This is a genomic window from Polaribacter sp. 2405UD43-2 (assembly GCF_058147125.1).
Window position 1 is genome coordinate 13,912 of record NZ_JBYVJX010000009.1, and the last position, 21,160, is coordinate 35,071.

Consider the following 21,160-nt stretch of genomic DNA (forward strand, 5'->3'; position numbering starts at 1 on the left):
TTTTATAGATTTCTCAATCGACTAAAAAGTCTCATTTCGAAATGACATTGAATATTATATCTTATTTTTACTAAAAAAAATATAAAATGACCACAAAAAGACAAAACGGAAGTTTATATACCAATATTCAGAATAAGATTGCAACTATAGAATTTGGGCATCCAGCAAGTAATTCTTTTCCTAGCGAGTTGCTAGATAGATTAGCCAAAGAATTGATTTTAATAGGAAAAAATGATGCAGTTTCTGTAATTATTTTAAAATCTGAAGGAGACAGAGCTTTTTGTGCAGGAGCTTCTTTTGATGAATTAGTGGCAATTTCTAATTTAGAAGAAGGAAAACAATTTTTTTCTGGTTTTGCAAACGTAATTAATGCAATGAGAACTTGTGGAAAGTTAATTATTGGAAGAGTTCAAGGAAAAGCTGTTGGTGGTGGTGTTGGTTTAGCTGCAGCTTGTGATTATGTTTTAGCAACCGAAAACGCAGCAATTAAACTTTCGGAGTTTACTATCGGTATTGGGCCTTTTGTAATTGAACCTGCAGTTTCTAGAAAAATAGGAGTTGCCGGAACATCAGAATTAACTTTAGATGCAACTAGTTGGAAAAACGCTTATTGGGCAAAAGAAAAAGGTTTGTATGCGAAGGTTTTTGATACAGAAAACGAATTGGATACAGAAGTCGAAATTTTATCAGAAAAATTGGCATCATATCATCCTCAAGCTTTGTCAGAAATGAAAAAAGTATTGTGGAAAGGAACTGAAAATTGGAATGATTTATTGGCAGAAAGAGCAGTAATTTCAGGTAAATTGGTTTTGTCAGATTTCACAAAAAAAGCATTGTCAAAATTTAAAAAATAGCTATATGAAAATCATTTCAACAAATATTGGAAAACGTAAAGAAATCAATTGGAAAGGTAAAAAAGTAACTACAGGTATTTTTAAGTTTTCGGTTGATCAACCTATTTTTTTAGATACTGAAGATGTTAAAGGAGATGTAATTTGCAATAGAGAACATCATGGGGGAGTTTTACAAGCAGTCTATGGTTATTCTTTAAAACATTACAATTATTGGAAAAATTTGTATCCCAATTTAAATTTTGAAATGGGAATTTTTGGAGAAAATTTAACCATTGATGATTTGGATGAAACTAAAATTCATCAAGGTGATACTTTTAAAGTTGGTGATGCTATTTTAGAAGTTACAGTTCAAAGAAATCCTTGTATGAAATTAGGAGTTCGTTTTAACAATATGAAAATTGTAAAACAATTCTGGAATACCACTTTTTGTGGTGTTTATTTTAAGGTAATTCAAACGGGTTTTGTAAAAGCTGGAGATGAGTTTAAAATAATAAAATTGTGTAAAGAAAACATAACCATTGCAGATTTGTATGTTGCTAAAAGAATTGAAAAGGGGATTTAGTTCTGTTGTTTTGTTGATTGATTGCTTAAATCTATAGTTTTTTAAAATTACTTTTTTTCCTCTCCAAAAACTCTTTTTCCAGTTTATTTGTCACTTTTTCTAAAGCGAATTCAATAAATTTTAAGGCTTCTTTTTTCTTGTTTATTTTAGAATAATAATCTGCTTTAGCGCCATAAAATAAGTAGGCACGTTGTGTTAAATCTTCAGGATTTATTTGCTCAAAATAATAATTCGCTTTCACATAGTTTTCATTTTGTAAACAAACTACTGCCATTGTTAAAAGTAGAGACGTTGAAGGATGTAATTTGTACAAACATTTGTACCAATATAAAATTTTATTCCAATCTGTTTGTTCAAAATTGGGTGCTTTTATGTGTTCTGCAACAATGGCTGCTTCATAATGATATCTAGAAAAATCATCAGTTTCTACAGCTTTATCCATCATATTATTTCCTAATTGTATCATAGGAAAAAACCATTTATTTCTATCCTGTTTTTTTAAATCTAACAACTCATTTTCGGTATTTATTTTCGCATCTAATCTTGCAGAATGAAAACACATTAAAGCAAATAAAGCATAAGCATCTGAAGTTTGAGTGTGTTTATTTTTTAACATCACCTTACATAAACGCATAGCTTCTCCACACAATTCTTTTTGAATAAGAATTTCTTTTTTGTTGGAATGAAACCCTTCATTAAAAATTAAATAAATAACAGTTAAAACACTTTCAATCCGTTGATGTAATTCTTTTCCTTGCGGAATTTTAAAAGTTAAATTTTTAGTTTTAATTGTTTTTCTTGCTCTAAACAGTCTTTTTTTAATTACTTCTTCTTTTGTTAATAAAGCAGATGCAATTTCTTTGATACTAAATCCAGAAATCGTTTTTAAAGCAAATGAAATTTGATCTTTTGGATCTAATTTTGGGTGACAAGCTGTAAAAATCATTCGAAGTTGTGCGTCTTCAATTTCTGCCTCTAAAAAGAGTTCATTTATAGCAATTGCTTCAATTCCGTTTTTGATTTCAGGAAAGTGTTTTTGTTCAGTTTTTAGTTTTCTAAAAATATCTAAAACTCTGTTTTTTGCAGCTTGAGTTAACCAAGCTTCAGGATTCTTAGGTTGCTTTTTTCGCCAAGAAATACTGGCTTTTAAAAAAGTATCTTGAACAGCATCTTCAATAATTTCAATATTTGAGAGCCCAAAAATTCTAATTAAAACAGAAACCATCTTTCCACTATGATGGCGAAAAAGATGGTCTATTAGTTTTGTTTCCATTAATGATCAAATACCATTATTTCTCTAATTTCTACTATAGAGCCTAAATCATAATCAGGGAAATCTTTAGCAATTTTTTCAACTTCATCAAAATCTTTTGCTTTAATAGTATAATAACCGCCAACAATTTCTTTTAATTCGGTAGATGCGATGTCTTTTGATGTTCTTTCAACTCCAGATATGCGCCTTATTTTTGAAGTTAAGGCTTCTCCTTCGTGTAAAATTCCAGCTTTTTCCATTTTTTGGCTCCAGGCAAACCATTTTTGCATTCTGTTTTGCATTTCTTCTGGAGAAAGCCCTAAATCAGCATAATCTTCGCCAATAAAAATCATCATAAATTGTTTCATAATTTAAAGTTTTTAAGTTTTATACTTATAAGACGTTTGTCAAAAATAAAAAGGGACACTTTTTAAGCTTTTATTTTGAATTTATTATAAAATGGGTATATGCTTAATGAGCTTCTGAAAAAAAATCAGCATAACTTATCAATTAAACAGTTTCCTCCTTTTTATGCAGAAAACGAGTCAATTTCATCGATAAATCTAGTAAAATAATTTTTGCATTACCATTTCTTTCAATATGATAGATGGCTTCATTTAATTCTTTTTCTATCTCAAGTATGTTTCCAGAATGTACAAAAGGTGCAAATTTAGAGATGTTAAACCCGGTTTTAGTTTCCATAAAAACCAAGTTTTTAGACTGATAATTTAGCAACATTGCTTGTCTAAAAAACTGCAAGCAATATTCTAAAAAACGCTTTTGGGTTTCACGACCAGTTTTAGCTATGGTATCGGACCACTCAATTAATTGCTGTACAACAGAAGCATTTCCTTTGGCTCTAAAAGCAGTTCTTATCCAAGCAACAAACCATTCTTCAAAAACAAAATCAGACGAATCGTTGTGTAATAAATGTAATGCTTTGTTAAAATTTCCTTCTGCTTGATGTGCAATTTTTGCAGCATCATTATTAGAAACTTGATATTCTACAATTAAAGTATTGGTAATATCTTGTTCGCTTAATGCAGGGAAATGTAATGCCTGACAACGCGATTTTATGGTGTTTATAATCTGTTCATCGTTTTCTGTAACCAATAAAAAAACAGTTTTTTCTGGTGGTTCTTCAATCAATTTTAATAATTTATTGGCAGCAGCAATATTCATCTTTTCTGGCATCCAAATAATCATTATTTTAAAACCACCTTCGTAACTTTTAAGTTTTAGTTTTTTTACAATTTCTTCGGCTTCATCAACACCAATAATTCCTTGTTTATTTTCTACGCCAATATGTTGCAACCAATTAAATAAACTTCCGTAAGGTTGGGTTTCTATAAAACTTCTCCAATCTTCTAAAAACAAGCTGCTTACGGGGTGTTTTTTTACATTTTCGTTGGATGTAACCGGAAACGCAAAATGCAAATCAGGATGTTGCAACTTGTCGCATTTTAAATTACAAACCTCAATATTATCAGAAAAATTACACAATAAAAATTGTGCGTATGCGATTGCCATAGGCAGAGTTCCACTTCCTTCTTTACCCACAAATAATTGTGCGTGCGGAATTCTACCATTTTCAGCAGAAACTTTTAAGTGTTTTTTTATGTGTTCTTGACCTATTATTTGGTTGAAAAGCATAAGCAAATATAAAATTTGTTTGGCATTAATTCATTAAATTACGAAAGCAATCTTATAATTAGTTATTTTGTTGAAAGAGATTCTTTTGCCTTCGAAAACGTTGTATTGATTTTTATAATTTCAACCTCAAAAAGAGTAAATAAATAGGTATTTTTGTAGAAAATAGATTTTACAAAAAATGAAAACACTAAAAGATTTTAATTTTAAGAATAAAAAAGCATTAATTCGTGTAGATTTTAATGTGCCTTTAAATGATAAATTTGAAGTAACGGATGCAACAAGAATTCAAGCAGCAAAATCTACTATTATAGACATCTTAGAACAAGAAGGTAGTTGTGTGTTAATGTCGCATTTAGGACGCCCAAAAGGGTTTCAAGATGAATTTTCTTTAGGAAATATTGTAGAAAAAGCTACCGAAATATTAGGTGTTAAAGTAAAATTTGTTGCAGATTGTATAGGTGATAAAGTAGAAGAAGCTGTAGCCAATTTACAATCTGGTGAAGTTTTATTATTAGAAAACTTGCGTTTTTACCAAGAAGAGAAAAAAGGCGATAAGGCTTTTGCAGAAAAATTATCTAAATTAGGTGATATTTATGTAAACGATGCTTTTGGTACAGCACATAGAGCACACGCATCTACAACAATTGTTGCTCAATTTTTTCCAGAAAACAAGTGTTTTGGAAACTTATTAGCCAAAGAAATTATTAGTATAGATAAAGTATTAAACAACTCTGAAAAACCTGTTTTAGCAATTTTAGGAGGTGCAAAAGTATCATCAAAAATTACTGTAATTGAAAATATTTTAGATAAAGTAGATCACTTAATTATTGGTGGCGGAATGAGTTTTACATTCGTTAAAGCACAAGGAGGAACTATTGGAGATTCTATTTGTGAAGATGATAAAATGGAACTGGCTTTAGATATTTTAAAGCAAGCAAAAGCAAAAAATGTTCTCGTTCATATTCCTGTTGATGTTATTGCTGCAGATAATTTTTCTAACAATGCAAACACACAAATTTTAGATATAACTCAAATTCCAGAAGGCTGGCAAGGTTTAGATGCTGGGCCAAAATCTAGAGATATTTTTGACGATGTTGTAAATAAATGCAAAACCATTTTATGGAACGGTCCTTTAGGGGTTTTTGAAATGGAATCTTTTGCTGGCGGAACCATTGCTTTAGGAAATTCTATAGATAAAGCAACTCAAAACGGAGCTTTCTCATTAGTGGGTGGAGGAGATTCTGTTGCAGCTGTTAAACAATTTGGTTTTGCCAATAAAGTAAGTTATGTTTCTACGGGTGGTGGAGCAATGTTAGAAAGTTTAGAAGGAAAAACTTTACCTGGTATAGAAGCGATATTAAAATAAACGCCTTTTCGTTTATTTGTTTAAAAGTGTAAGCGTGTAATTGTTAAAATTACACGCTTTATTTTTTTGATTGAATTAATAGTATTTAATTTAGCAATTATTGGAATTCTATTTCTTCTGAAAATTAAGAAACCGATGTTAAAATATTCACTTTTTAAAAAGACGAAATCTTCAATTAAATAAATCAACAATTACACATCAAAAAAAATGAAATATACAACCCTACCAAATACCAATATAAAAATCAGTAAAATTTGTTTAGGAACAATGACTTGGGGAAAACAAAACACTCCAAAAGATGCTTTCGAACAAATGAATTACGCGTTAGAACAAGGTGTAAATTTCTTTGATACTGCAGAATTATACCCGGTTCCTGCTACCGCAGATAGTTATGCAGACACAGAAAGGATTATTGGTAACTGGTTTCAAAAAACAGGAAATAGAGACAGCGTTGTTTTGGCAACTAAAATTGCCGGTGGTGGAGATTATACAAAACACATTAGAACTGGCGGATTAACAAAAGAAAATATTATTAAAACTATTGAAGGAAGCTTAAAACGCTTACAAACCGATTATTTAGATTTGTATCAATTACACTGGCCAGATCGCGGTGTAAATTGTTTTGGTTTGCGTGATTATCCGTTTAAAACAGCAAGTAAAGAAGCTGAAAATCATTTAGAAATTTTAGAAACTTTAAATGAATTTGTAAAAAAAGGAACTATAAAAGCCATAGGACTTTCTAATGAAACTCCTTGGGGGACTATGCAATATTTGCAAACTGCTAAAGCTCATAATTTAGTAAGACCAATTTCTATACAGAATTCGTATTCATTAATTCATAGAGCGTATGAGTATGGAATGTCTGAAGTTTCTTTAAGAGAAGATATTGGTTTATTAGCGTATTCGCCATTAGCACAAGGTGTTTTATCAGGCAAATATTTAAACGGAAATTTACCTGAAGGAGCAAGAGGAACTTTATTTCCGCGTTTTGTTGCAAGATATATGGGTGATGGTTCTACAAAAGCGGTAAAAAGATATGAAGCGATTGCAAAGAAAAACGGAATTACTTTAACAGAAATGTCTTTGGCTTTCATAAATCAATTACCATTTGTAACAGCAAATATTATTGGAGCCACAAAAATGAGTCAGTTAAAAGAAAATATTAATTCTATAAATATTGATTTATCTGATGAAATTCTAAAAGAGATTGAAGCAGTTCACGCTGAGATTCCTAATCCTGCACCTTAATTTAGTTGGTAGTTTTTCAGTATTCAGTTTGCAGTAAAAATAAAAATCCAATGAAAATTAATTTTCATTGGATTTTTAATTTTAAGGAAACAATTTATAGATATCATTTCTTTTCAAAAAACGAGCGATTGTAACGGTTTCTTCTGAATAAAAAATTCCTAATCTATAATCGCCAACACGTATTCTATAGGCTTCTGGATGACCAGAAAGTTTTTTTACGCTCGAAACATCAAATAAAGTATTAACATCTTCGAGATTTATAAAAATACTGGCTAATGATTTAAGCAGCTTTTTATCTTTAATTTTTTTTAAATCTTTCTCTAAACTTTTAAGGTAGATTACCTCCATTTTATTCTAACAATTTAAAAATGTCCTCTCTACTCACGGTGTCAGTTCTATCTGCTTGTTGCATTAAGAGTAAAAGACCTAAATCTTCTTTTTGTTCTTGAGTTAAACTATCTAATTGTTCTTTTTCTTTCGATTTTACAAACAATTCAATAGCCTTTTCCATTAGAGCTTTTACACTTAATCCTTCAAAAGCAGATAATACTTTCAGTTTTGTAAGAATAGTATCATCTATTTCTATTAATTTTTTCATTTCGATTGTACTTTTTTCACAGAGTAGGTCAAATATATATAATATATATAATATATGCAATTAGTTTCGATCATAAAAAAAATCCGAAGTAATTTTTACTTCGGATTTTTTTATGAGATAATTAAAAGATTACTCATCTGTTAATTTAATATTGCTAGCTACAAATTTTCCGTCTTTAACAGCACCTGTAATTTCACCTTTTCTAATAACGTTGCAAAATCCTTTTTTAAGATCATGAGCATCCCCAAAATCATCAATTCCAAAACCATCAACATAATAAGCTTTGTCATCAAAACGAACCGCTAAATTACAACCACCACCTTCTAAATCGAATTTACATTGTCCACAAGAAATTTCTGCTGCGTGTTTCACTTCTTTTTGTTTATCTGCACAAGAAAGACTAATAAATAAGATTGATAATAAAAATATTTTTTTCATAATTATAAGTTTTAAATTTTTAACGCAACAGTGATTACTGAAAGCTGCCAACTGTCAACTGATTACTTTTTTGCCCAACTATCTCGTAAACCAACTGTTTTGTTGAATACTAACTTCTCAGAAGTGGAGTCATCATCTACATTAAAATATCCTAAACGTTGAAACTGAAAACGCTCTCCAATTTTTGCAGATTGCAAACTTGGTTCTACAAAAGCATTGATTATTTTTAATGAATTTGGGTTGATAAATTCCATATAATCTTTGTCTTTATGAGCATCTGGAGCTTCATCTAAAAACAACCTATCATAAGCTCTAACTTCTGCTTTAACAGCGTGTTTTGCAGAAACCCAATGCAAAGTTCCTTTTACTTTGCGTTTGCTTTCTTCTGTTCCACTACCTGATTTTGTTAACGGATCGTAAGTACATTGAATTTCAGTTATATTTCCTTCTGAATCTTTTGAACAACTATTTGCGGTAATAAAATAGGCGTTTTTTAAACGGACTTCTTTTCCTAATTTTAGTCTAAAGAATTTCTTGTTGGCTTCTTCTCTAAAATCTTCACGCTCTATATAAATTTCTCTAGAAAACGGCACTTTTCTACTTCCAAAACCTTCTTCATAATCGTTATAATTAGCATCTAATAATTCCTCTTTATCTTCAGGATAATTAGTGATCACTACTTTTACAGGATCTAAAACTCCCATAACTCTTTTGGCAGTTTTGTTTAAATCTTCACGTATTTTAAACTCTAACAAAGCAACATCAATTACATTTTCACGCTTAGAAACACCTACAGTTTCAATAAAACTTTTAATAGATGCTGGTGTATAGCCACGTCTTCTTAAACCCGAAATTGTAGGCATTCTAGGGTCATCCCATCCTGCCACAATATTATCTTCTACCAATTTAAGTAACTTACGTTTACTCATTATTGTGTAGCTTAAATTTAAACGAGAAAACTCACGTTGTTTTGGCGGATTAGGATAATCCGTTTTACTAAATTCATATACATGATCTCTAAACCAATTGTATAATTTTCTGTGAGGTTTAAATTCTAATGAACACAAAGAATGCGAAATTTGTTCTATGTAATCGCTCTCTCCATGTGTCCAATCATACATTGGGTAAATACACCAATCAGAACCAGTTCTATGATGCTCTTTGTACATAATTCTGTACATTAAAGGATCTCGCATTAGCATATTATCATCTGCCATATCAATTTTTGCACGCAAAGTATGTTCACCTTCTTTAAACTTTCCATCTTTCATTGCTTGAAATAATTCTAAGTTTTCTTCAACAGAACGATTTCTAAAAGGACTATTTGTACCCACTTGAGTTGGTGTGCCTTTTTGTTTTCGCATTTCTTCTGATGATTGCGAATCTACATAAGCCTTTCCTTCTTTAATCAATAAAATTGCCCAATCATATAATTGCTGAAAATAATCTGAAGAATAACATTCATTTGCCCAATTATACCCCAACCAAGATATATCTTTTTTAATAGCATCTACATATTCTTGTTCTTCCTTTGCAGGATTTGTATCATCAAAACGCAAGTTTACAGGCGCATTGTAATGTAATCCTAAACCAAAACTAATTCCGATTGCTTTTGTGTGCCCAATATGTAAATATCCATTTGGTTCTGGCGGAAAACGAAAGCGTAAACTTTCTTTTGGCATTCCGTTTGCCAAATCTTCTTCAATAATTTGCTCTAAAAAATTCAATGATTTTTTTTCTTCAGTCATTTTTTGTTGAATTTGAAGTGCAAAATTACACAAAATTGTTGAGGTCTTTTCTAAATACATAAGAACCCTTTTACAATATTTTAAAAGGGTTCTTTGTTTAATAAAAAATTAGGGTTAATTTGCTTCTAAATGTATTTCTGCATTTCCTTTATACACGCCTTTGCTGTCTTTTTTAAAATTTATAATTCTACATTTTTCTATGCCTTCATCAGCTGTTTTTGGGTCATTTGTAAAATAAATTTGTGTTACTAATGCTTTATAACCATTAGCAGTAATTCTATAATGAAAATGTCTTGGCCTTCCAGGATATAATCCTGGTCTAATACTCTCAAAAGAATAGTTGCCATTTGCATCACTTGTAACAAAACCTCTTAATGTAATTTTATTGGCTTTATAGTTGCTTACGTCTCCATCTCCAACAGGATGATAAATTCCGCCACTATCTGCGTGCCAAACTTCTATCATAGCATTGGCTATGGGTCTGTTTTTGTTTGATCCGCCATAGATTTTACCAGAAACAATAATTTTATCGCCAGGTAAATTTTGAGTGTTTAGATTTGTTATTTTTGATGTTCCACTTACATAATAAGGCCCTAACATATCAGATTTAGTTACGCCACAATTATTACTTTCTAGGTTAGGGTTGATAGTGTTTTCTTCTTTAGAGCAAGAGATTAATGAAGATGTTACCATTGGTGTAGCAACAACACCAAGGCCTAATTTTTTTAAGAATTTTTTTCTATCCATAATTTTGGTTTTAAGGCTCATTACTTATTAAACAGTTTAGTAACAAGAAACCCTATTTTTTATAAGTTCCGTCTGGTAAAACTGTTGGAAAATTGTACTTTTTATCTGTTAACAAACTATAAATAGTTTTATCTGTAGTTTTTATTTTTGCTTTGGTGTTTAATTTCCATTCATATTGTATTTCACTCAATCTATTTGTTTGTGCTCCTAAAATTGAAGACATTGCCCAGTAAAAATACTCAGTTGCTTGGCAATTGTATTCACAAGTTTTATCATCATAAGTATACCAAGCTTTTGCTGGATAAGTTTTAGGGATACTTGTAAATTTTCCTCCTCTTGCAACATCCATAGCTTTGGTTAAAGAAGTACCTTCATTCTCGCCAAATATTTTTGGATATGCTTTAGAATAACCAGCATGCGTAACAATATGCCAAACTTCTTCTAAAGCAGCATCGAATTTGCCTTTATGTTTATTTGTGTGCCAATTAGGTCTGGTTTCATCATTCCCTAAATCTTGTCCTAATCTTCCAGAAGGAGGTTTAGACAGCATATCGTTTTTAGTTTTCCATAAGAATAAAAAAGCTTTGTTTTCTACCATTTTATCAACTACTAATTTATTGTCAACAATACCATCTTCATTATTATCTAAATATTGAGCCATTAAATTTGCTGCGTGTAAAAGCTTATTATCTTCAACTTTTGGAGCTGCATAAATATCGACACCAAAAACCACTACTTTTCTGTTGAATTTTTTGAAATCAGAATTGGCAATAATTTTAAAATTAGGGTCTTTACCTAGATTAATAATTGTTTTCGTTTCGTTATCATCTTTAGAACAAGATAGACAACATAGAACCATAACTATTAGAGTTGCTGCTCTTAATTGTGTTGCTTTTTTCATTTTTGTATTAAGATTAATGTTTTAATTATAACAAGACTAATTTAAAAAGCCCTACTTTTTTAAATATATTTGCTCTATGGGAAAAATTCAAGTAAATAATATAAAGCTATATGCATTTCACGGCTGTTTAGAAGAAGAAGCTAAAATAGGTTCATGGTATAGCGTTGATTTAGAGGTAAAAGCAAATTTAAAAAAATCATCTAAAACAGATAATCTATCTGATACTGTAGATTATGTACATTTAAATTCTATTGTAAAAGAAGAAATGGCAATTCGTTCTAAATTATTAGAAGAAGTTGCTAACCGCATATTAAATCGTTTTTTTAAAGAGCTAAAAATGATAAAAAGAGCAAAAGTTTCTGTCTCAAAAATAAATCCACCAATAGGCGGAAATGTAGAAGAAGTGGTAATAATCTTAACAAAAAAACGTAAAAAGTAAAAAAGACTTGCTTAAAACGATAAATTGCGTAAATTTGTCGTCCCAAAAGGGTGTCGTGGCCGAGTGGCTAGGCAGTGGTCTGCAACACCATCTACAGCGGTTCGAATCCGCTCGACACCTCAAAATAAAAACAAAACCATCTAATAATTAATATGTTAGGTGGTTTGTTTTTTTTCTTATTGCCCACTTGATTGCCCACATTCTAAAAAAAGATATTTTCTATAAGCTTTCAATATCAAATAATTCTTTCAAAGGAATTTGCATTGCTTTAGCTAGAATAATAATAGTGGATATATTTGGTGTTACCAAACCTTTTTCAATTTTATAAAGGTATTGACGATCTTTTAAAACCAAATCTGCAAGTTCTGTCTGTGTTAAACCTTGTTGCTTTCTTAGTAGCCGTACTTTTTTTCCAATAAGGATTGGAGTAGTTTCTTTTATTTTTTTATCTCAACTTCTGATAGTGACTTCACGACTGCTAAAATCAAACTAAGAAATGATTATGTTGTCATCTTAAAATACTACATTTATAAAAAAGTAATAATAAAAATATCAATTAAATAACTTTAAGTTCTATGAAAACAGCAATCAATCATTTTCTTGAATTTTTTCACGAATACTACTCTTTACGTTTTCTGTAAAAAAAGTACCTGAATGCAGTAAGAAATATTCAATAACCTAACTTTTATGAAAAAATAAATCATTTTTTTTAATAAAAAGATGTAAAAAGCAGATAGTACGGGATGTTAAAACCATATCCTATTTATATATTTATGCACTAGAAATAATCTTTAATCAGAATTAATTTAGAATGAGTAAAACAATCGTATTAACAGGTGCTGGGGGTGTTCTTTGTAGCACAATGGCGAAAGCCCTTTCTAAGCAAGGAAACAAAATTGCAGTTTTAGATTTAAGAGAAGATGCAGCAAATAAAGTTGCGGATGAAATAAAAAATGAAGGAGGGGAGGCTATAGGAGTAGCTGCTAACGTTTTAGAAAAAGCTTCTTTAAAAAAAGCTAAACAAGTCGTAAACGATGCTTTTGGGAAAGTAGACATTTTAGTGAATGGAGCTGGGGGAAACCATCCTTTAGGAACTACTTCTAATCCATTTTTTGTAATGGAAGATTTACAGAATACAGCAGAGGGTTTTAAAACTTTTTTTGATTTAGACCCAAAAGGAATTGAGTTTACTTTTAATCTTAATTTTTTAGGAACGTTAATTCCTACTCAGATTTTTGCAACTGATATGGTTGGAAGAGAAGGATGCTCTATCTTAAATATTTCTTCTATGAATGCGTACACACCTTTAACTAAAATACCAGCATATAGTGGTGCAAAAGCAGCTATATCTAATTTTACGCAATGGTTAGCAGTACATTTTTCTAAGGTTGGTATTCGTGTAAATGCTTTAGCACCAGGTTTTTTCTTAACAGATCAAAACCGAGCATTATTAACCAATGAAGATGGAAGCTTAACGCAAAGAGGTCAGCAAATTATAGATCAAACGCCTATGGGACGTTACGGAACTGCAGACGATTTAGTCAGTTCTACATTGTACTTATGTGATGATGCTTCTGCATTTGTTACAGGAATTGTAATTCCTATTGATGGTGGTTTCTCAGCATATAGTGGCGTTTAAAACAGCAAAAAATGAGACAAAATTTAGAACAAACTTGGCGTTGGTATGGACCAAATGATCCCGTTACTTTATCAGATATAAAACAATCAGGAGCAACAGGAATTGTTTCTGCGTTACACCACATTTCTAATGGAGAAGTTTGGACTGTTGAAGAAATTACCAAAAGAAAAGAAATCATAGAAAATGTAGGATTAACTTGGTCTGTAGTAGAATCTGTACCAATTCATGAAAACATAAAAACCAAATCTGGCAATTATCAAAAATATATTGAAAACTACAAACAAACCCTTTTAAATTTAGGGGAATGTGGAATTGATATTGTTTGTTATAACTTTATGCCAGTATTAGATTGGACTCGTACTAATTTAGATTACGAAGTGTCTGACCAATCTACAGCATTACGTTTTGAAGCTGCTGCTTTTGCTTCTTTCGAATTGTATTTGTTAAAAAGACCAGGAGCAGAAAATGAATATTCTGATGCTCAAAAGCAAAAAGCAGCTGAATTTATCAAAAACACATCAGAAGAAGAGCAGACAAAATTAATCAGAAATATTATTGCTGGTTTGCCAGGAGCAGAAGAAGGATATAGTTTAGAAGAGTTCAATCAAATTTTAGCGACATATAAAAATATTGGAACTAAAGAATTAAAAGCGAATTTATTCTCGTTTTTATCAGAAATTATTCCTGCAGCAGAACAAGCAGGAGTATTAATGTGTATTCATCCAGATGATCCACCATTTCCAATTTTAGGATTGCCAAGAGTGGTGTCTACAGAACAAGATATCGAAGATATTTACAATGCAGTGCAATCTCCAAATAACGGATTAACATTTTGTACAGGTTCTTTTGGAGTAAGAGCAGATAACGATTTACTGGGAATGGTAGAGCGTTTAGGAGATCGGATTCATTTTATTCATTTGCGTGCTACAAAACGTGATACAGAAGGGAATTTTCACGAAGCAGATCATTTAGAAGGTGATGTGGATATGTATGCAGTGATGAAAGCGTTGATTTTAGAACAACAAAAAAGAATTGCATTAGGAAGGCAAGATGTAAGAATGCCTTTTAGACCCGATCACGGTCATAAAATGTTAGACGATTTAAAGAAGAAGACCAACCCTGGATATTCAGGAATTGGACGTTTACGTGGTTTAGCAGAATTAAGAGGTTTAGAATTAGGAATTAGACGTTCTTTATAAAAGGAACAAAATAGAATTAAAAAGAAATACTGAACTAATAGGTTAGGATACAAAACAAATGAAGAAAGAACGCCTGTAATTGGTAAGGTTGAAGGTATTTTAATTTTACCTAACAGAAAACTAGAAGGAGGAGCTGATTCAAGAGGAGATGATAAAGCTCTTGGGTTTTAGAAAGCAATAACAGTAATTGTTTTTAAGTTAATCCATTTTAACACTATCGTAAGTACAATGTCAATACATTATAAAAATATACTCAACTATTTTGACAATAGAAAGCATAAATGCTACATCAGAATATCTTTCAATGCGAAGATAAAAGCTTTTAGCGCTCAATTTAGAGGCGTGAGAAATATAGAATTCTTCCTCTTTAGGGCAGTGTCAAAAAAACCTGCTTTTGCAGGTTTTTTTATTTAATTTCTAATTTCAAAAGTAATAGGAATACTGTAGCTTACACCAACTGGTCTCCCTCTTTGTTTACCTGGTGTCATTTTAGGTAGAGACTTGATAATAGAAGCGACTTCTTTTTCTAATACAGGATGTGGTCCTCTAGCTTTTACATTAATAACTTTACCTGTTTTACTAATCGTAAAAACTACAAATAATTTTTTCTTACCAGCTTGCAACCCTAAATCTTCAGCTAAACCAATATTAAATTTTTTACTAAAGAATTGGGTAACTTTTTTAGTAAAACAAGCTTTTAATTGATTGTTGTTTCCTTTACAGCCAGGATATACAGGTACATTTTCAATTAAAACAAACGGAATATCTTCTACAACTTCTTCTGCCTCTTCAACTTCTTCTATATCTTCAGTATTAACAACTACACTTTCTGTTTCATCTGTTTCTGTAGATTCTATAATTGTTTCTTCAATTTCTTTTTCGTCTTCTACAACTGTAATTTGCTCTACAACAGGTGGAGGTGTTTTTTGCGGAGGTGGCTTTAAATCTTGAATTTCTATAATCGGAATTTCTTCCTTCATTTCATCTTGCATATTTGCTTCACCTAGACTTTTAATATCATTTCTATCATAGGTTTTGTGTTCAATTAAAGTATAAGTAATGAATAGCGTAAGCACTAATCCTATTTGTAAGAAAATTTTACTATAATTTTCTAATTGCTGTTTTGGATTTTTTTTGATCTGCATTTTGTAACCCTTTTAAGTTGATACATATAAATAGGCTATCTAAAAATAGTCGTGGAGTTTTTATTGAGAGTTAAATTAAACACTCAAGTTAATTAGCTCGTTATAAAGATATAAAGTAGAAACAATTTAAAATATGATTTTCATCATACTTTATCATGCACTTTGGTTGGGTTAGCGTTATTCCAAAAAGTAAGTATGTCTGTTGCTACGCTTGCACCACTTCCTGCAGCTATTGCAAATTGGCTTCTCCATCCAGCAATGGTTCCGCAACAATACAATCCTTTTTTTATAAGGTGATTGTTGTTTTTAAGTTGAATTCTATCTTTAACAGGATTCGCTCTTTTATGTAGTTCTAAAAAATTATCTAAACCTTTTATTGTAAATGGTTTAGAATAATTTAGAGCTATAATTACTATTTTAGAAAAATGAATTCCTTTGTTTGTACTTACTTTAAAGCCATTCTGAAAATCAGTGATTTCTATAACTTTTTCATTTTCTATTTGCAGAATATGTGGGTATAAAGCCGATAATTGCTCTTTACCTTCTATTAAAATATCTTTTCCTAATGTTTTTGGTGATAAACCTAAAACGTTATTAAAAAGAGCATTTTGCAAATGAGAAGATTTTTGATGTGTAACAATTCCTATCTTTTTATTTGTAGCAAAAGGTTTATTTTTTGCTGAGCCTAAAATTAGAGCACATTGCATTCCAGAAACTCCACCACCAACAATTAAAGCATCAAAAGGCATATTATATATATTATACAAAGAGCATTTTAATATTTGCAGCAAAAAGTTTTACTGCTATAGCTAATAAAATTACACCAAAAATCTTTCTTATAATTTGAATTCCGTTAGGGCCAATAATACGTTCTATTTTTGAAGATGTTTTTAATACGACATAAATTAAAATAACGTTTAAAAGTACAGCTACAATAATGTTTTCTATAGCAAATTCTGCTCTTAAAGAAAGTAATGTTGTTAAACTGCCAGGACCCGCAATTAAAGGAAAAGCTAAAGGAAAAACAGAAGCTGTAATGCTTCCTTCTTCACTGTCTTTATAAAGTGTGATTCCAAGAATCATTTCTAACGCTATAAAAAACAAAATAAAAGCCCCAGCAACAGCAAACGAATTTACATCAATTCCTATTAAACTTAATAAACTTTGCCCAACAAAAAGGAATAAAATCATTATAAACCCAGCAATTAAAGATGCTTTTTCAGATTGAATATGACCCACTTTTTTACGCAAATCTATAATTATAGGAATACTTCCAATAATGTCTATTACTGCAAACAAAACCATAAAAGCAGTAATTATTTCTTTAAAATTAAAATTCATTCTAAATTTATTTAACGCGGCAAAATTAGTTAACTATGTTTAACTAATTGTAAATATAACGAAAAAAATAAGTGTATTTTTGCGTTATGTTTCAACTAGGAAAAACAATTGTTTCTGAAGATATTATAGAAAAAGATTTTGTTTGCAACTTATCTGCTTGCAAAGGTGCTTGCTGTGTAGATGGTGAAGCAGGAGCGCCTTTAGATAAAGAGGAAACAAAAATATTAGAAGAAATTTATCCGAAGGTAAAACCTTTTTTGCGCAAGAAAGGAATTGAAATTATTGAACAAAAAGGAACCTGGGTAACAAGTGAATGGGGAGAATTGGAAACACCTTTAATAAACGGAGCAGATTGTGCGTATGTAATTTTTGATGAAAAAAACACCGCACTTTGCGCAATTGAAGAAGCTTATAATCAAGGAGAAGTTGCTTGGAAAAAACCCATTTCTTGTCACTTATATCCAGTAAGAGTTAAAGATTATAGCGAGTTTGCTGCCGTAAATTATCATAAATGGGAAATTTGTGATGATGCTTGCTCTTTAGGAAAAGAATTACAAATACCTACTTATAAATTTGTAAAACAAGCTTTAGTTAGAAAGTTTGGGCAAGATTGGTATGATGAGTTAGAAAAAGTGGCTGAAAAACACTTAAAATAACGGAATGGAGATGGTAACTTTTGTGCCTGTTGATTTGTTTTTGTCATCAAATAAATCTTCATAAATAATACGATATTCTTTTTTATAATTTTTAGAGAAATTATCTAACCTTTCTTTGGTTAAATTAATTCCGATAGATTTTCTATTTAAAGATTTTTTAGATTTTATTTTTGCAGATGCTTCTCTTCCAATACCATTGTCTTCTATTATAATTTTAACAATACTGTTTGTATTTTTATTTACAGAAAGTGTTATTTTTTTATCACTTTTTTTTGATGACAAACCGTGCCAAATCGCATTTTCTAAAAATGGCTGTAAAACTAAAGGAGGTACTTTTATAGTTTCTAAATTAATACTGTCACTTACTTTTATTTGAAAATTTATTTCATTAGAAAACCGAATATTTTCTATGGTCATATACAAATCCATCGTTTCTAATTCTTCTTGAAGCGATATTTCTTTTGTGTTAGAAGCTTCTAAAATTCTTCTAATTAATTTCGAAAATTTATTTAAATAGCGCGCTGCCAATTTAGTATCGTTATTAATAATATATAATTTGATAGAGTTTAAAGCATTAAAAATAAAATGAGGATTCATTTGACTTAACAAACTTGTTAATTTTAAATCGTTAATTTGTTTTTGGTACAAAGCCTCTATTTCTGCCAATTTGTAGTTTTCTACTTTTTCTGATAATTTTTCATTTAATTGGTCTTTTAGTTTTTCATTTTTTTGAAATTCTTCTATTAAAAGTTTGTTATAATTATCTCTTTCTTGTCTATAAATATGGTACTTATATCCTAAACCAACAGAAAGTACAATTGCTTCTAAACCAACACCAAACATAAAAACATCAATAGGTCTTATAAATTTAAAAGGATATATATTTTTTATTGATAAGAATAAAGAAAGTACAGAAAAACCTAAAAAGAAAACCAAGCCAAACAAGAAAAAACTATTCAGTTTATCTTTAAAATTATAAATTATTTTTAAGAAAAAACTAATAATTATTAAGGAAGCAGGCATATAAATATATGAGAAAAACTGCCTAAAAAATCTTCCTTCAAGAAAAAATAAGTCGATAAAATAAACAATTGTAGCTATAAAAAAAGTAGCAACAATATAATTAATTATATAGCCATTTAGTTTTTTGTCTTTTTGTTTGATGTTTAAAAAATAAATAGAAAACCAAGAGTATAAAAGCCAATAATATACTTGAATAATCCAATTTGCGTTATCAAAAAACAAACGATATTTTAGAGTTATAGCATCAGAAAAATAATTAGGTGTTTTAGGAATTAAGTAGATAAAAACCAAGAGTAAATACCCTGCATAAATAGAAAAACTTTTGTCTTTGGTAAAGAAATATACACTAGAGTGATATATTATTAGAATAAATAATATGCCTTGTAAAAGTGTAGGAAAGTCTTTAAAAAAAAGTTCCATAGTTTAATTTGTAGGTATTTTTAGTGCCACTTTTGTACCTAAAGATTTTTTATTTTCATCAACTAAATCATTAAAAATTAAGCTAAAAGGATGTTTAAAGTCTTTAATAAAATTATTTAAACGCTCTTTAGTAAGTTCAATTCCAATAGATTTTCTTTTAATTACTTTGTCCGATTTTATTTTAGCTGATGCAGCTCTGCCAATTCCATTATCTTCAATATTTATTTGAATAAAATTTTTTGAAGGTTTAAAAACCGATAAAACAACATTTTTATTGCCCTTTTTAGAAGATAATCCATGCCATAAAGCATTTTCTAAAAAGGGCTGTAAAACTAATGGGGGAACTTTAATTTTTGATAAATCTAAAGATTCATCAACAGTTATTTGATAATTTATTTCGTTAGAAAAACGGATATTTTCTATGTTCATATACAAATCCATAGTTTCTAATTCTTCTTGTAAAGAAACTTCTTTTAAGGTTGATGATTCTAAAATTTTCCTCACCAATTTCGAGAATTTATTTAAATAATGAACCGCATTTTTTTGTTCGTTATTTATAATATAATGTTTAATAGAATTAAGCGCATTAAAAATAAAATGAGGATTCATTTGCGTTCTTAAAACATCTTGTTCTAAGGTTAAAATTCTTTTCTGTTTTTCTAACAAACGTTGTCTGTACAAAAAGTATAAAGTTGCTAAAAGTAAAGCCAGCGTTACAATTACTAGAATCCAAATATTTCTATTTTTTACTAATTGTAGTTGCGCAATTTCATTTTGTTTTGCCAAACTTTTTATTTGATTATTTTGCCGCTCACTATCGTATTTAATAATTAAATCGTTTACATATTGTATGGTTCTTTCGTTAGATATTTTCTTTTCAAATTCATCAGAAAGCTTGTAGTATTTTAAGGCAGATTTAAAATCATTTTTTTGCTGATGCAACTCAGAAAGATGGCTATATGCATAAGATAAAGATGATGAAAGATTGTATTTTTTAGCAATTTTTAGACCTTCGTTTATATTGTTTTCGGCCTCAGAAAACAGCTTTAATTTAGATTGTGCCCATCCTAAATTTAAATATTCATTGGCTAAATATTTTTTATTCCCAAGTTTTTTAGCAGCTACTAAGTTTTTGGTAATAAGACTTATCGCTTTTTTAGGTCGATTCTGTTTTATGTAAATATTTGCAATACTACTGTTACAAATTATTTTTCCGAAAGTATTATTAATTTTATTATTTATATCAAGAGATTTTTGAAAATAATCTAAAGCCTCTGCTCTTTTTCCTTGCGCTTCTTTGGCATAGCCAATATTTTGATAATTTATTGCTAAACCTAGGGTGTTATTAATACTTCTTTCTATTTCTTGCGATTTTTTAAAACGCTCTATTGCCAAATCATATTGCTTTAAAAGCAAGTAAATATTACCCATACTATTTAAAGAAACAGCAATACTTCTACGCAAACCAAGGCTGGGTTTTTCTACAGTTTCTGCCAATGTTAATGCTTCATGATTGTAGTCTAAAGCTGTTCTATTAGCATCTTTTTTTCTATAATCAACCCCCAACATATTTAAACTAAAAACTCTAAATTCTATACTGTTTGCGGCTTTAGCAGTTTTTAAAGCTTTTTTATGAGTTTCTATTGCTTTTTGGTATAAAGAAAAATTTCTATACTGTATTCCTAAAAAATTTTCTACATAGGTTTTTCCGTCTAAATAATTATTTGCTTCAAATTTTGCAACCAATTCTTTTAGTTTTGTAGTATCTCTTCTAAAAGGTCTTAAAAACGAATTGATACCTTTATAAGTAATTGGTTTTACTTTTAAAATACTATCAATTTGAGTTTTAAAATCGGTTTTTTTTTTCTTTTGAGCATTTACTGAAAAGAAAAAGACGCAAAAAAATATAGCGGTTAAAACTCTAGTCATAA

Annotated in this window: 24 protein-coding genes and 1 tRNA gene; 10 read left to right on the top strand and 15 right to left on the bottom strand. The window is 29.8% G+C overall.

Annotated features, from left to right (window positions below):
• Positions 1–86: 86 nt before the first annotated feature.
• The gene (locus ACY2RX_RS11865; protein ID WP_490104205.1) at positions 87–854 is read left to right on the top strand and encodes an enoyl-CoA hydratase/isomerase family protein; all 768 of its coding nucleotides are present in this window, start codon (positions 87–89) and stop codon (positions 852–854) included.
• Positions 855–858: 4 nt separating this feature from the next.
• Positions 859–1,416, top strand: coding sequence for an MOSC domain-containing protein (locus ACY2RX_RS11870; RefSeq protein WP_490104206.1), 558 nt, complete (start codon positions 859–861; stop codon positions 1,414–1,416).
• 31 nt (positions 1,417–1,447) lie between these two features.
• Here ACY2RX_RS11870 and ACY2RX_RS11875 read toward each other — a convergent pair whose 3' ends face one another.
• The 3 genes from ACY2RX_RS11875 to ACY2RX_RS11885 all read right to left on the bottom strand — a co-directional run bounded on the left by ACY2RX_RS11875 (position 1,448) and on the right by ACY2RX_RS11885 (position 4,321).
• Complete coding sequence (locus tag ACY2RX_RS11875; RefSeq protein ID WP_490104207.1) at positions 1,448–2,689, bottom strand: RNA polymerase sigma factor; 1,242 nt, start codon at positions 2,687–2,689, stop codon at positions 1,448–1,450.
• Positions 2,689–3,036: a YciI family protein gene (locus ACY2RX_RS11880; RefSeq protein ID WP_490104208.1), complete on the bottom strand. Its 348-nt coding sequence runs from the start codon at positions 3,034–3,036 to the stop codon at positions 2,689–2,691. Before ACY2RX_RS11880 ends, ACY2RX_RS11875 begins: the two co-directional genes overlap by 1 nt.
• Positions 3,037–3,178: 142 nt before the next feature.
• Positions 3,179–4,321, bottom strand: a complete 1,143-nt coding sequence (locus ACY2RX_RS11885) for a DNA polymerase III subunit (RefSeq protein WP_490104209.1) — start codon at positions 4,319–4,321, stop codon at positions 3,179–3,181.
• 178 nt (positions 4,322–4,499) lie between these two features.
• On the opposite strand from ACY2RX_RS11885, the gene ACY2RX_RS11890 reads away from it, so the two are divergent.
• Together ACY2RX_RS11890 and ACY2RX_RS11895 are read left to right on the top strand one after the other, a co-directional pair.
• Complete coding sequence (locus ACY2RX_RS11890; RefSeq protein WP_490104210.1) at positions 4,500–5,687, top strand: phosphoglycerate kinase; 1,188 nt, start codon at positions 4,500–4,502, stop codon at positions 5,685–5,687.
• Between the two features lie 207 nt (positions 5,688–5,894).
• Positions 5,895–6,935 (top strand): aldo/keto reductase, encoded by a 1,041-nt coding sequence (locus tag ACY2RX_RS11895; RefSeq protein WP_490104211.1) that lies wholly within the window; start codon positions 5,895–5,897, stop codon positions 6,933–6,935.
• A gap of 81 nt (positions 6,936–7,016) precedes the next feature.
• Here the strand turns inward: ACY2RX_RS11895 and ACY2RX_RS11900 are convergent, their stop codons facing one another.
• From ACY2RX_RS11900 to ACY2RX_RS11925, 6 genes are all read right to left on the bottom strand, one after another.
• Positions 7,017–7,283 (bottom strand): type II toxin-antitoxin system RelE family toxin, encoded by a 267-nt coding sequence (locus tag ACY2RX_RS11900; protein WP_490104212.1) that lies wholly within the window; start codon positions 7,281–7,283, stop codon positions 7,017–7,019.
• Between the two features lies 1 nt (position 7,284).
• Positions 7,285–7,533, bottom strand: a complete 249-nt coding sequence (locus ACY2RX_RS11905; protein ID WP_490104213.1) for a hypothetical protein — start codon at positions 7,531–7,533, stop codon at positions 7,285–7,287.
• Positions 7,534–7,662: 129 nt separating this feature from the next.
• Complete coding sequence (locus tag ACY2RX_RS11910; protein ID WP_490104214.1) at positions 7,663–7,971, bottom strand: DUF6370 family protein; 309 nt, start codon at positions 7,969–7,971, stop codon at positions 7,663–7,665.
• Between the two features lie 62 nt (positions 7,972–8,033).
• Positions 8,034–9,719 carry a glutamine--tRNA ligase/YqeY domain fusion protein gene (locus ACY2RX_RS11915; protein ID WP_490104215.1) on the bottom strand — a complete coding sequence of 562 codons (1,686 nt, stop codon included), beginning with the start codon at positions 9,717–9,719 and terminating at the stop codon, positions 8,034–8,036.
• Between the two features lie 114 nt (positions 9,720–9,833).
• The gene (locus ACY2RX_RS11920; protein WP_490104216.1) at positions 9,834–10,466 is read right to left on the bottom strand and encodes a dioxygenase family protein; all 633 of its coding nucleotides are present in this window, start codon (positions 10,464–10,466) and stop codon (positions 9,834–9,836) included.
• A 52-nt stretch (positions 10,467–10,518) separates the two neighbouring features.
• Positions 10,519–11,367, bottom strand: a complete 849-nt coding sequence (locus ACY2RX_RS11925) for a hypothetical protein (RefSeq protein ID WP_490104217.1) — start codon at positions 11,365–11,367, stop codon at positions 10,519–10,521.
• Positions 11,368–11,443: 76 nt separating this feature from the next.
• Between ACY2RX_RS11925 and folB the strand changes: the two genes are divergently transcribed.
• Positions 11,444–11,806: a dihydroneopterin aldolase gene (gene folB / locus ACY2RX_RS11930; protein ID WP_490104218.1), complete on the top strand. Its 363-nt coding sequence runs from the start codon at positions 11,444–11,446 to the stop codon at positions 11,804–11,806.
• Between the two features lie 49 nt (positions 11,807–11,855).
• Positions 11,856–11,926, top strand: a tRNA-Cys gene (locus ACY2RX_RS11935).
• A 99-nt stretch (positions 11,927–12,025) separates the two neighbouring features.
• On the opposite strand, the gene ACY2RX_RS11940 is transcribed toward ACY2RX_RS11935, so the two are convergent.
• The gene (locus ACY2RX_RS11940; protein WP_490104289.1) at positions 12,026–12,247 is read right to left on the bottom strand and encodes a helix-turn-helix domain-containing protein; all 222 of its coding nucleotides are present in this window, start codon (positions 12,245–12,247) and stop codon (positions 12,026–12,028) included.
• Positions 12,248–12,617: 370 nt separating this feature from the next.
• On the opposite strand from ACY2RX_RS11940, the gene ACY2RX_RS11945 reads away from it, so the two are divergent.
• The 3 genes from ACY2RX_RS11945 (at position 12,618) to ACY2RX_RS11955 (ending at position 15,058) form a co-directional block, all read left to right on the top strand.
• Positions 12,618–13,445, top strand: coding sequence for an SDR family oxidoreductase (locus ACY2RX_RS11945; RefSeq protein WP_490104219.1), 828 nt, complete (start codon positions 12,618–12,620; stop codon positions 13,443–13,445).
• Positions 13,446–13,456: 11 nt separating this feature from the next.
• Positions 13,457–14,644, top strand: a complete 1,188-nt coding sequence (uxuA, locus tag ACY2RX_RS11950) for a mannonate dehydratase (RefSeq protein ID WP_490104220.1) — start codon at positions 13,457–13,459, stop codon at positions 14,642–14,644.
• Positions 14,645–14,845: 201 nt separating this feature from the next.
• The gene (locus ACY2RX_RS11955) at positions 14,846–15,058 is read left to right on the top strand and encodes a transposase (protein ID WP_490104290.1); all 213 of its coding nucleotides are present in this window, start codon (positions 14,846–14,848) and stop codon (positions 15,056–15,058) included.
• Here the strand turns inward: ACY2RX_RS11955 and ACY2RX_RS11960 are convergent.
• From ACY2RX_RS11960 to ACY2RX_RS11970, 3 genes are all read right to left on the bottom strand, one after another.
• A complete protein-coding gene (locus tag ACY2RX_RS11960; protein WP_490104221.1) occupies positions 15,055–15,789 on the bottom strand; it encodes an energy transducer TonB in 735 nt (244 codons plus the stop codon). The two genes, ACY2RX_RS11955 and ACY2RX_RS11960, sit on opposite strands and share 4 nt — an antisense overlap.
• Before the next feature lie 143 nt (positions 15,790–15,932).
• The gene (locus tag ACY2RX_RS11965) at positions 15,933–16,538 is read right to left on the bottom strand and encodes an NAD(P)/FAD-dependent oxidoreductase (RefSeq protein WP_490104291.1); all 606 of its coding nucleotides are present in this window, start codon (positions 16,536–16,538) and stop codon (positions 15,933–15,935) included.
• A 10-nt stretch (positions 16,539–16,548) separates the two neighbouring features.
• Complete coding sequence (locus tag ACY2RX_RS11970; protein WP_490104222.1) at positions 16,549–17,130, bottom strand: MarC family protein; 582 nt, start codon at positions 17,128–17,130, stop codon at positions 16,549–16,551.
• 86 nt (positions 17,131–17,216) lie between these two features.
• On the opposite strand from ACY2RX_RS11970, the gene ACY2RX_RS11975 reads away from it, so the two are divergent.
• On the top strand, positions 17,217–17,786 hold the full coding sequence (locus ACY2RX_RS11975) for a DUF3109 family protein (protein WP_490104223.1): 570 nt from the start codon (positions 17,217–17,219) through the stop codon (positions 17,784–17,786).
• Here the strand turns inward: ACY2RX_RS11975 and ACY2RX_RS11980 are convergent.
• A complete protein-coding gene (locus tag ACY2RX_RS11980) occupies positions 17,778–19,229 on the bottom strand; it encodes a sensor histidine kinase (protein ID WP_490104224.1) in 1,452 nt (483 codons plus the stop codon). The genes ACY2RX_RS11975 and ACY2RX_RS11980 overlap by 9 nt on opposite strands.
• 3 nt (positions 19,230–19,232) lie before the next feature.
• Positions 19,233–21,158, bottom strand: coding sequence for a tetratricopeptide repeat-containing sensor histidine kinase (locus ACY2RX_RS11985; protein ID WP_490104225.1), 1,926 nt, complete (start codon positions 21,156–21,158; stop codon positions 19,233–19,235).
• Positions 21,159–21,160 lie beyond the last annotated feature (2 nt).

Excerpts from the sequence above, each read along its gene's own strand:
- ACY2RX_RS11910 (WP_490104214.1), bottom strand. The coding sequence starts at position 7,971 with ATGAAAAAAATATTTTTATTATCAATCTTATTTATTAGTCTTTCTTGT.
- folB (WP_490104218.1), top strand. The coding sequence starts at position 11,444 with ATGGGAAAAATTCAAGTAAATAATATAAAGCTATATGCATTTCACGGC.
- ACY2RX_RS11980 (WP_490104224.1), bottom strand. The coding sequence starts at position 19,229 with ATGGAACTTTTTTTTAAAGACTTTCCTACACTTTTACAAGGCATATTA.
- ACY2RX_RS11925 (WP_490104217.1), bottom strand. The coding sequence starts at position 11,367 with ATGAAAAAAGCAACACAATTAAGAGCAGCAACTCTAATAGTTATGGTT.
- ACY2RX_RS11915 (WP_490104215.1), bottom strand. The coding sequence starts at position 9,719 with ATGACTGAAGAAAAAAAATCATTGAATTTTTTAGAGCAAATTATTGAA.
- ACY2RX_RS11920 (WP_490104216.1), bottom strand. The coding sequence starts at position 10,466 with ATGGATAGAAAAAAATTCTTAAAAAAATTAGGCCTTGGTGTTGTTGCT.
- ACY2RX_RS11890 (WP_490104210.1), top strand. The coding sequence starts at position 4,500 with ATGAAAACACTAAAAGATTTTAATTTTAAGAATAAAAAAGCATTAATT.
- ACY2RX_RS11985 (WP_490104225.1), bottom strand. The coding sequence starts at position 21,158 with ATGACTAGAGTTTTAACCGCTATATTTTTTTGCGTCTTTTTCTTTTCA.
- ACY2RX_RS11945 (WP_490104219.1), top strand. The coding sequence starts at position 12,618 with ATGAGTAAAACAATCGTATTAACAGGTGCTGGGGGTGTTCTTTGTAGC.
- ACY2RX_RS11975 (WP_490104223.1), top strand. The coding sequence starts at position 17,217 with ATGTTTCAACTAGGAAAAACAATTGTTTCTGAAGATATTATAGAAAAA.
- ACY2RX_RS11900 (WP_490104212.1), bottom strand. The coding sequence starts at position 7,283 with ATGGAGGTAATCTACCTTAAAAGTTTAGAGAAAGATTTAAAAAAAATT.
- ACY2RX_RS11870 (WP_490104206.1), top strand. The coding sequence starts at position 859 with ATGAAAATCATTTCAACAAATATTGGAAAACGTAAAGAAATCAATTGG.
- ACY2RX_RS11895 (WP_490104211.1), top strand. The coding sequence starts at position 5,895 with ATGAAATATACAACCCTACCAAATACCAATATAAAAATCAGTAAAATT.
- ACY2RX_RS11865 (WP_490104205.1), top strand. The coding sequence starts at position 87 with ATGACCACAAAAAGACAAAACGGAAGTTTATATACCAATATTCAGAAT.
- uxuA (WP_490104220.1), top strand. The coding sequence starts at position 13,457 with ATGAGACAAAATTTAGAACAAACTTGGCGTTGGTATGGACCAAATGAT.
- ACY2RX_RS11970 (WP_490104222.1), bottom strand. The coding sequence starts at position 17,130 with ATGAATTTTAATTTTAAAGAAATAATTACTGCTTTTATGGTTTTGTTT.
- ACY2RX_RS11875 (WP_490104207.1), bottom strand. The coding sequence starts at position 2,689 with ATGGAAACAAAACTAATAGACCATCTTTTTCGCCATCATAGTGGAAAG.
- ACY2RX_RS11965 (WP_490104291.1), bottom strand. The coding sequence starts at position 16,538 with ATGCCTTTTGATGCTTTAATTGTTGGTGGTGGAGTTTCTGGAATGCAA.
- ACY2RX_RS11885 (WP_490104209.1), bottom strand. The coding sequence starts at position 4,321 with ATGCTTTTCAACCAAATAATAGGTCAAGAACACATAAAAAAACACTTA.
- ACY2RX_RS11880 (WP_490104208.1), bottom strand. The coding sequence starts at position 3,036 with ATGAAACAATTTATGATGATTTTTATTGGCGAAGATTATGCTGATTTA.
- ACY2RX_RS11905 (WP_490104213.1), bottom strand. The coding sequence starts at position 7,533 with ATGAAAAAATTAATAGAAATAGATGATACTATTCTTACAAAACTGAAA.
- ACY2RX_RS11960 (WP_490104221.1), bottom strand. The coding sequence starts at position 15,789 with ATGCAGATCAAAAAAAATCCAAAACAGCAATTAGAAAATTATAGTAAA.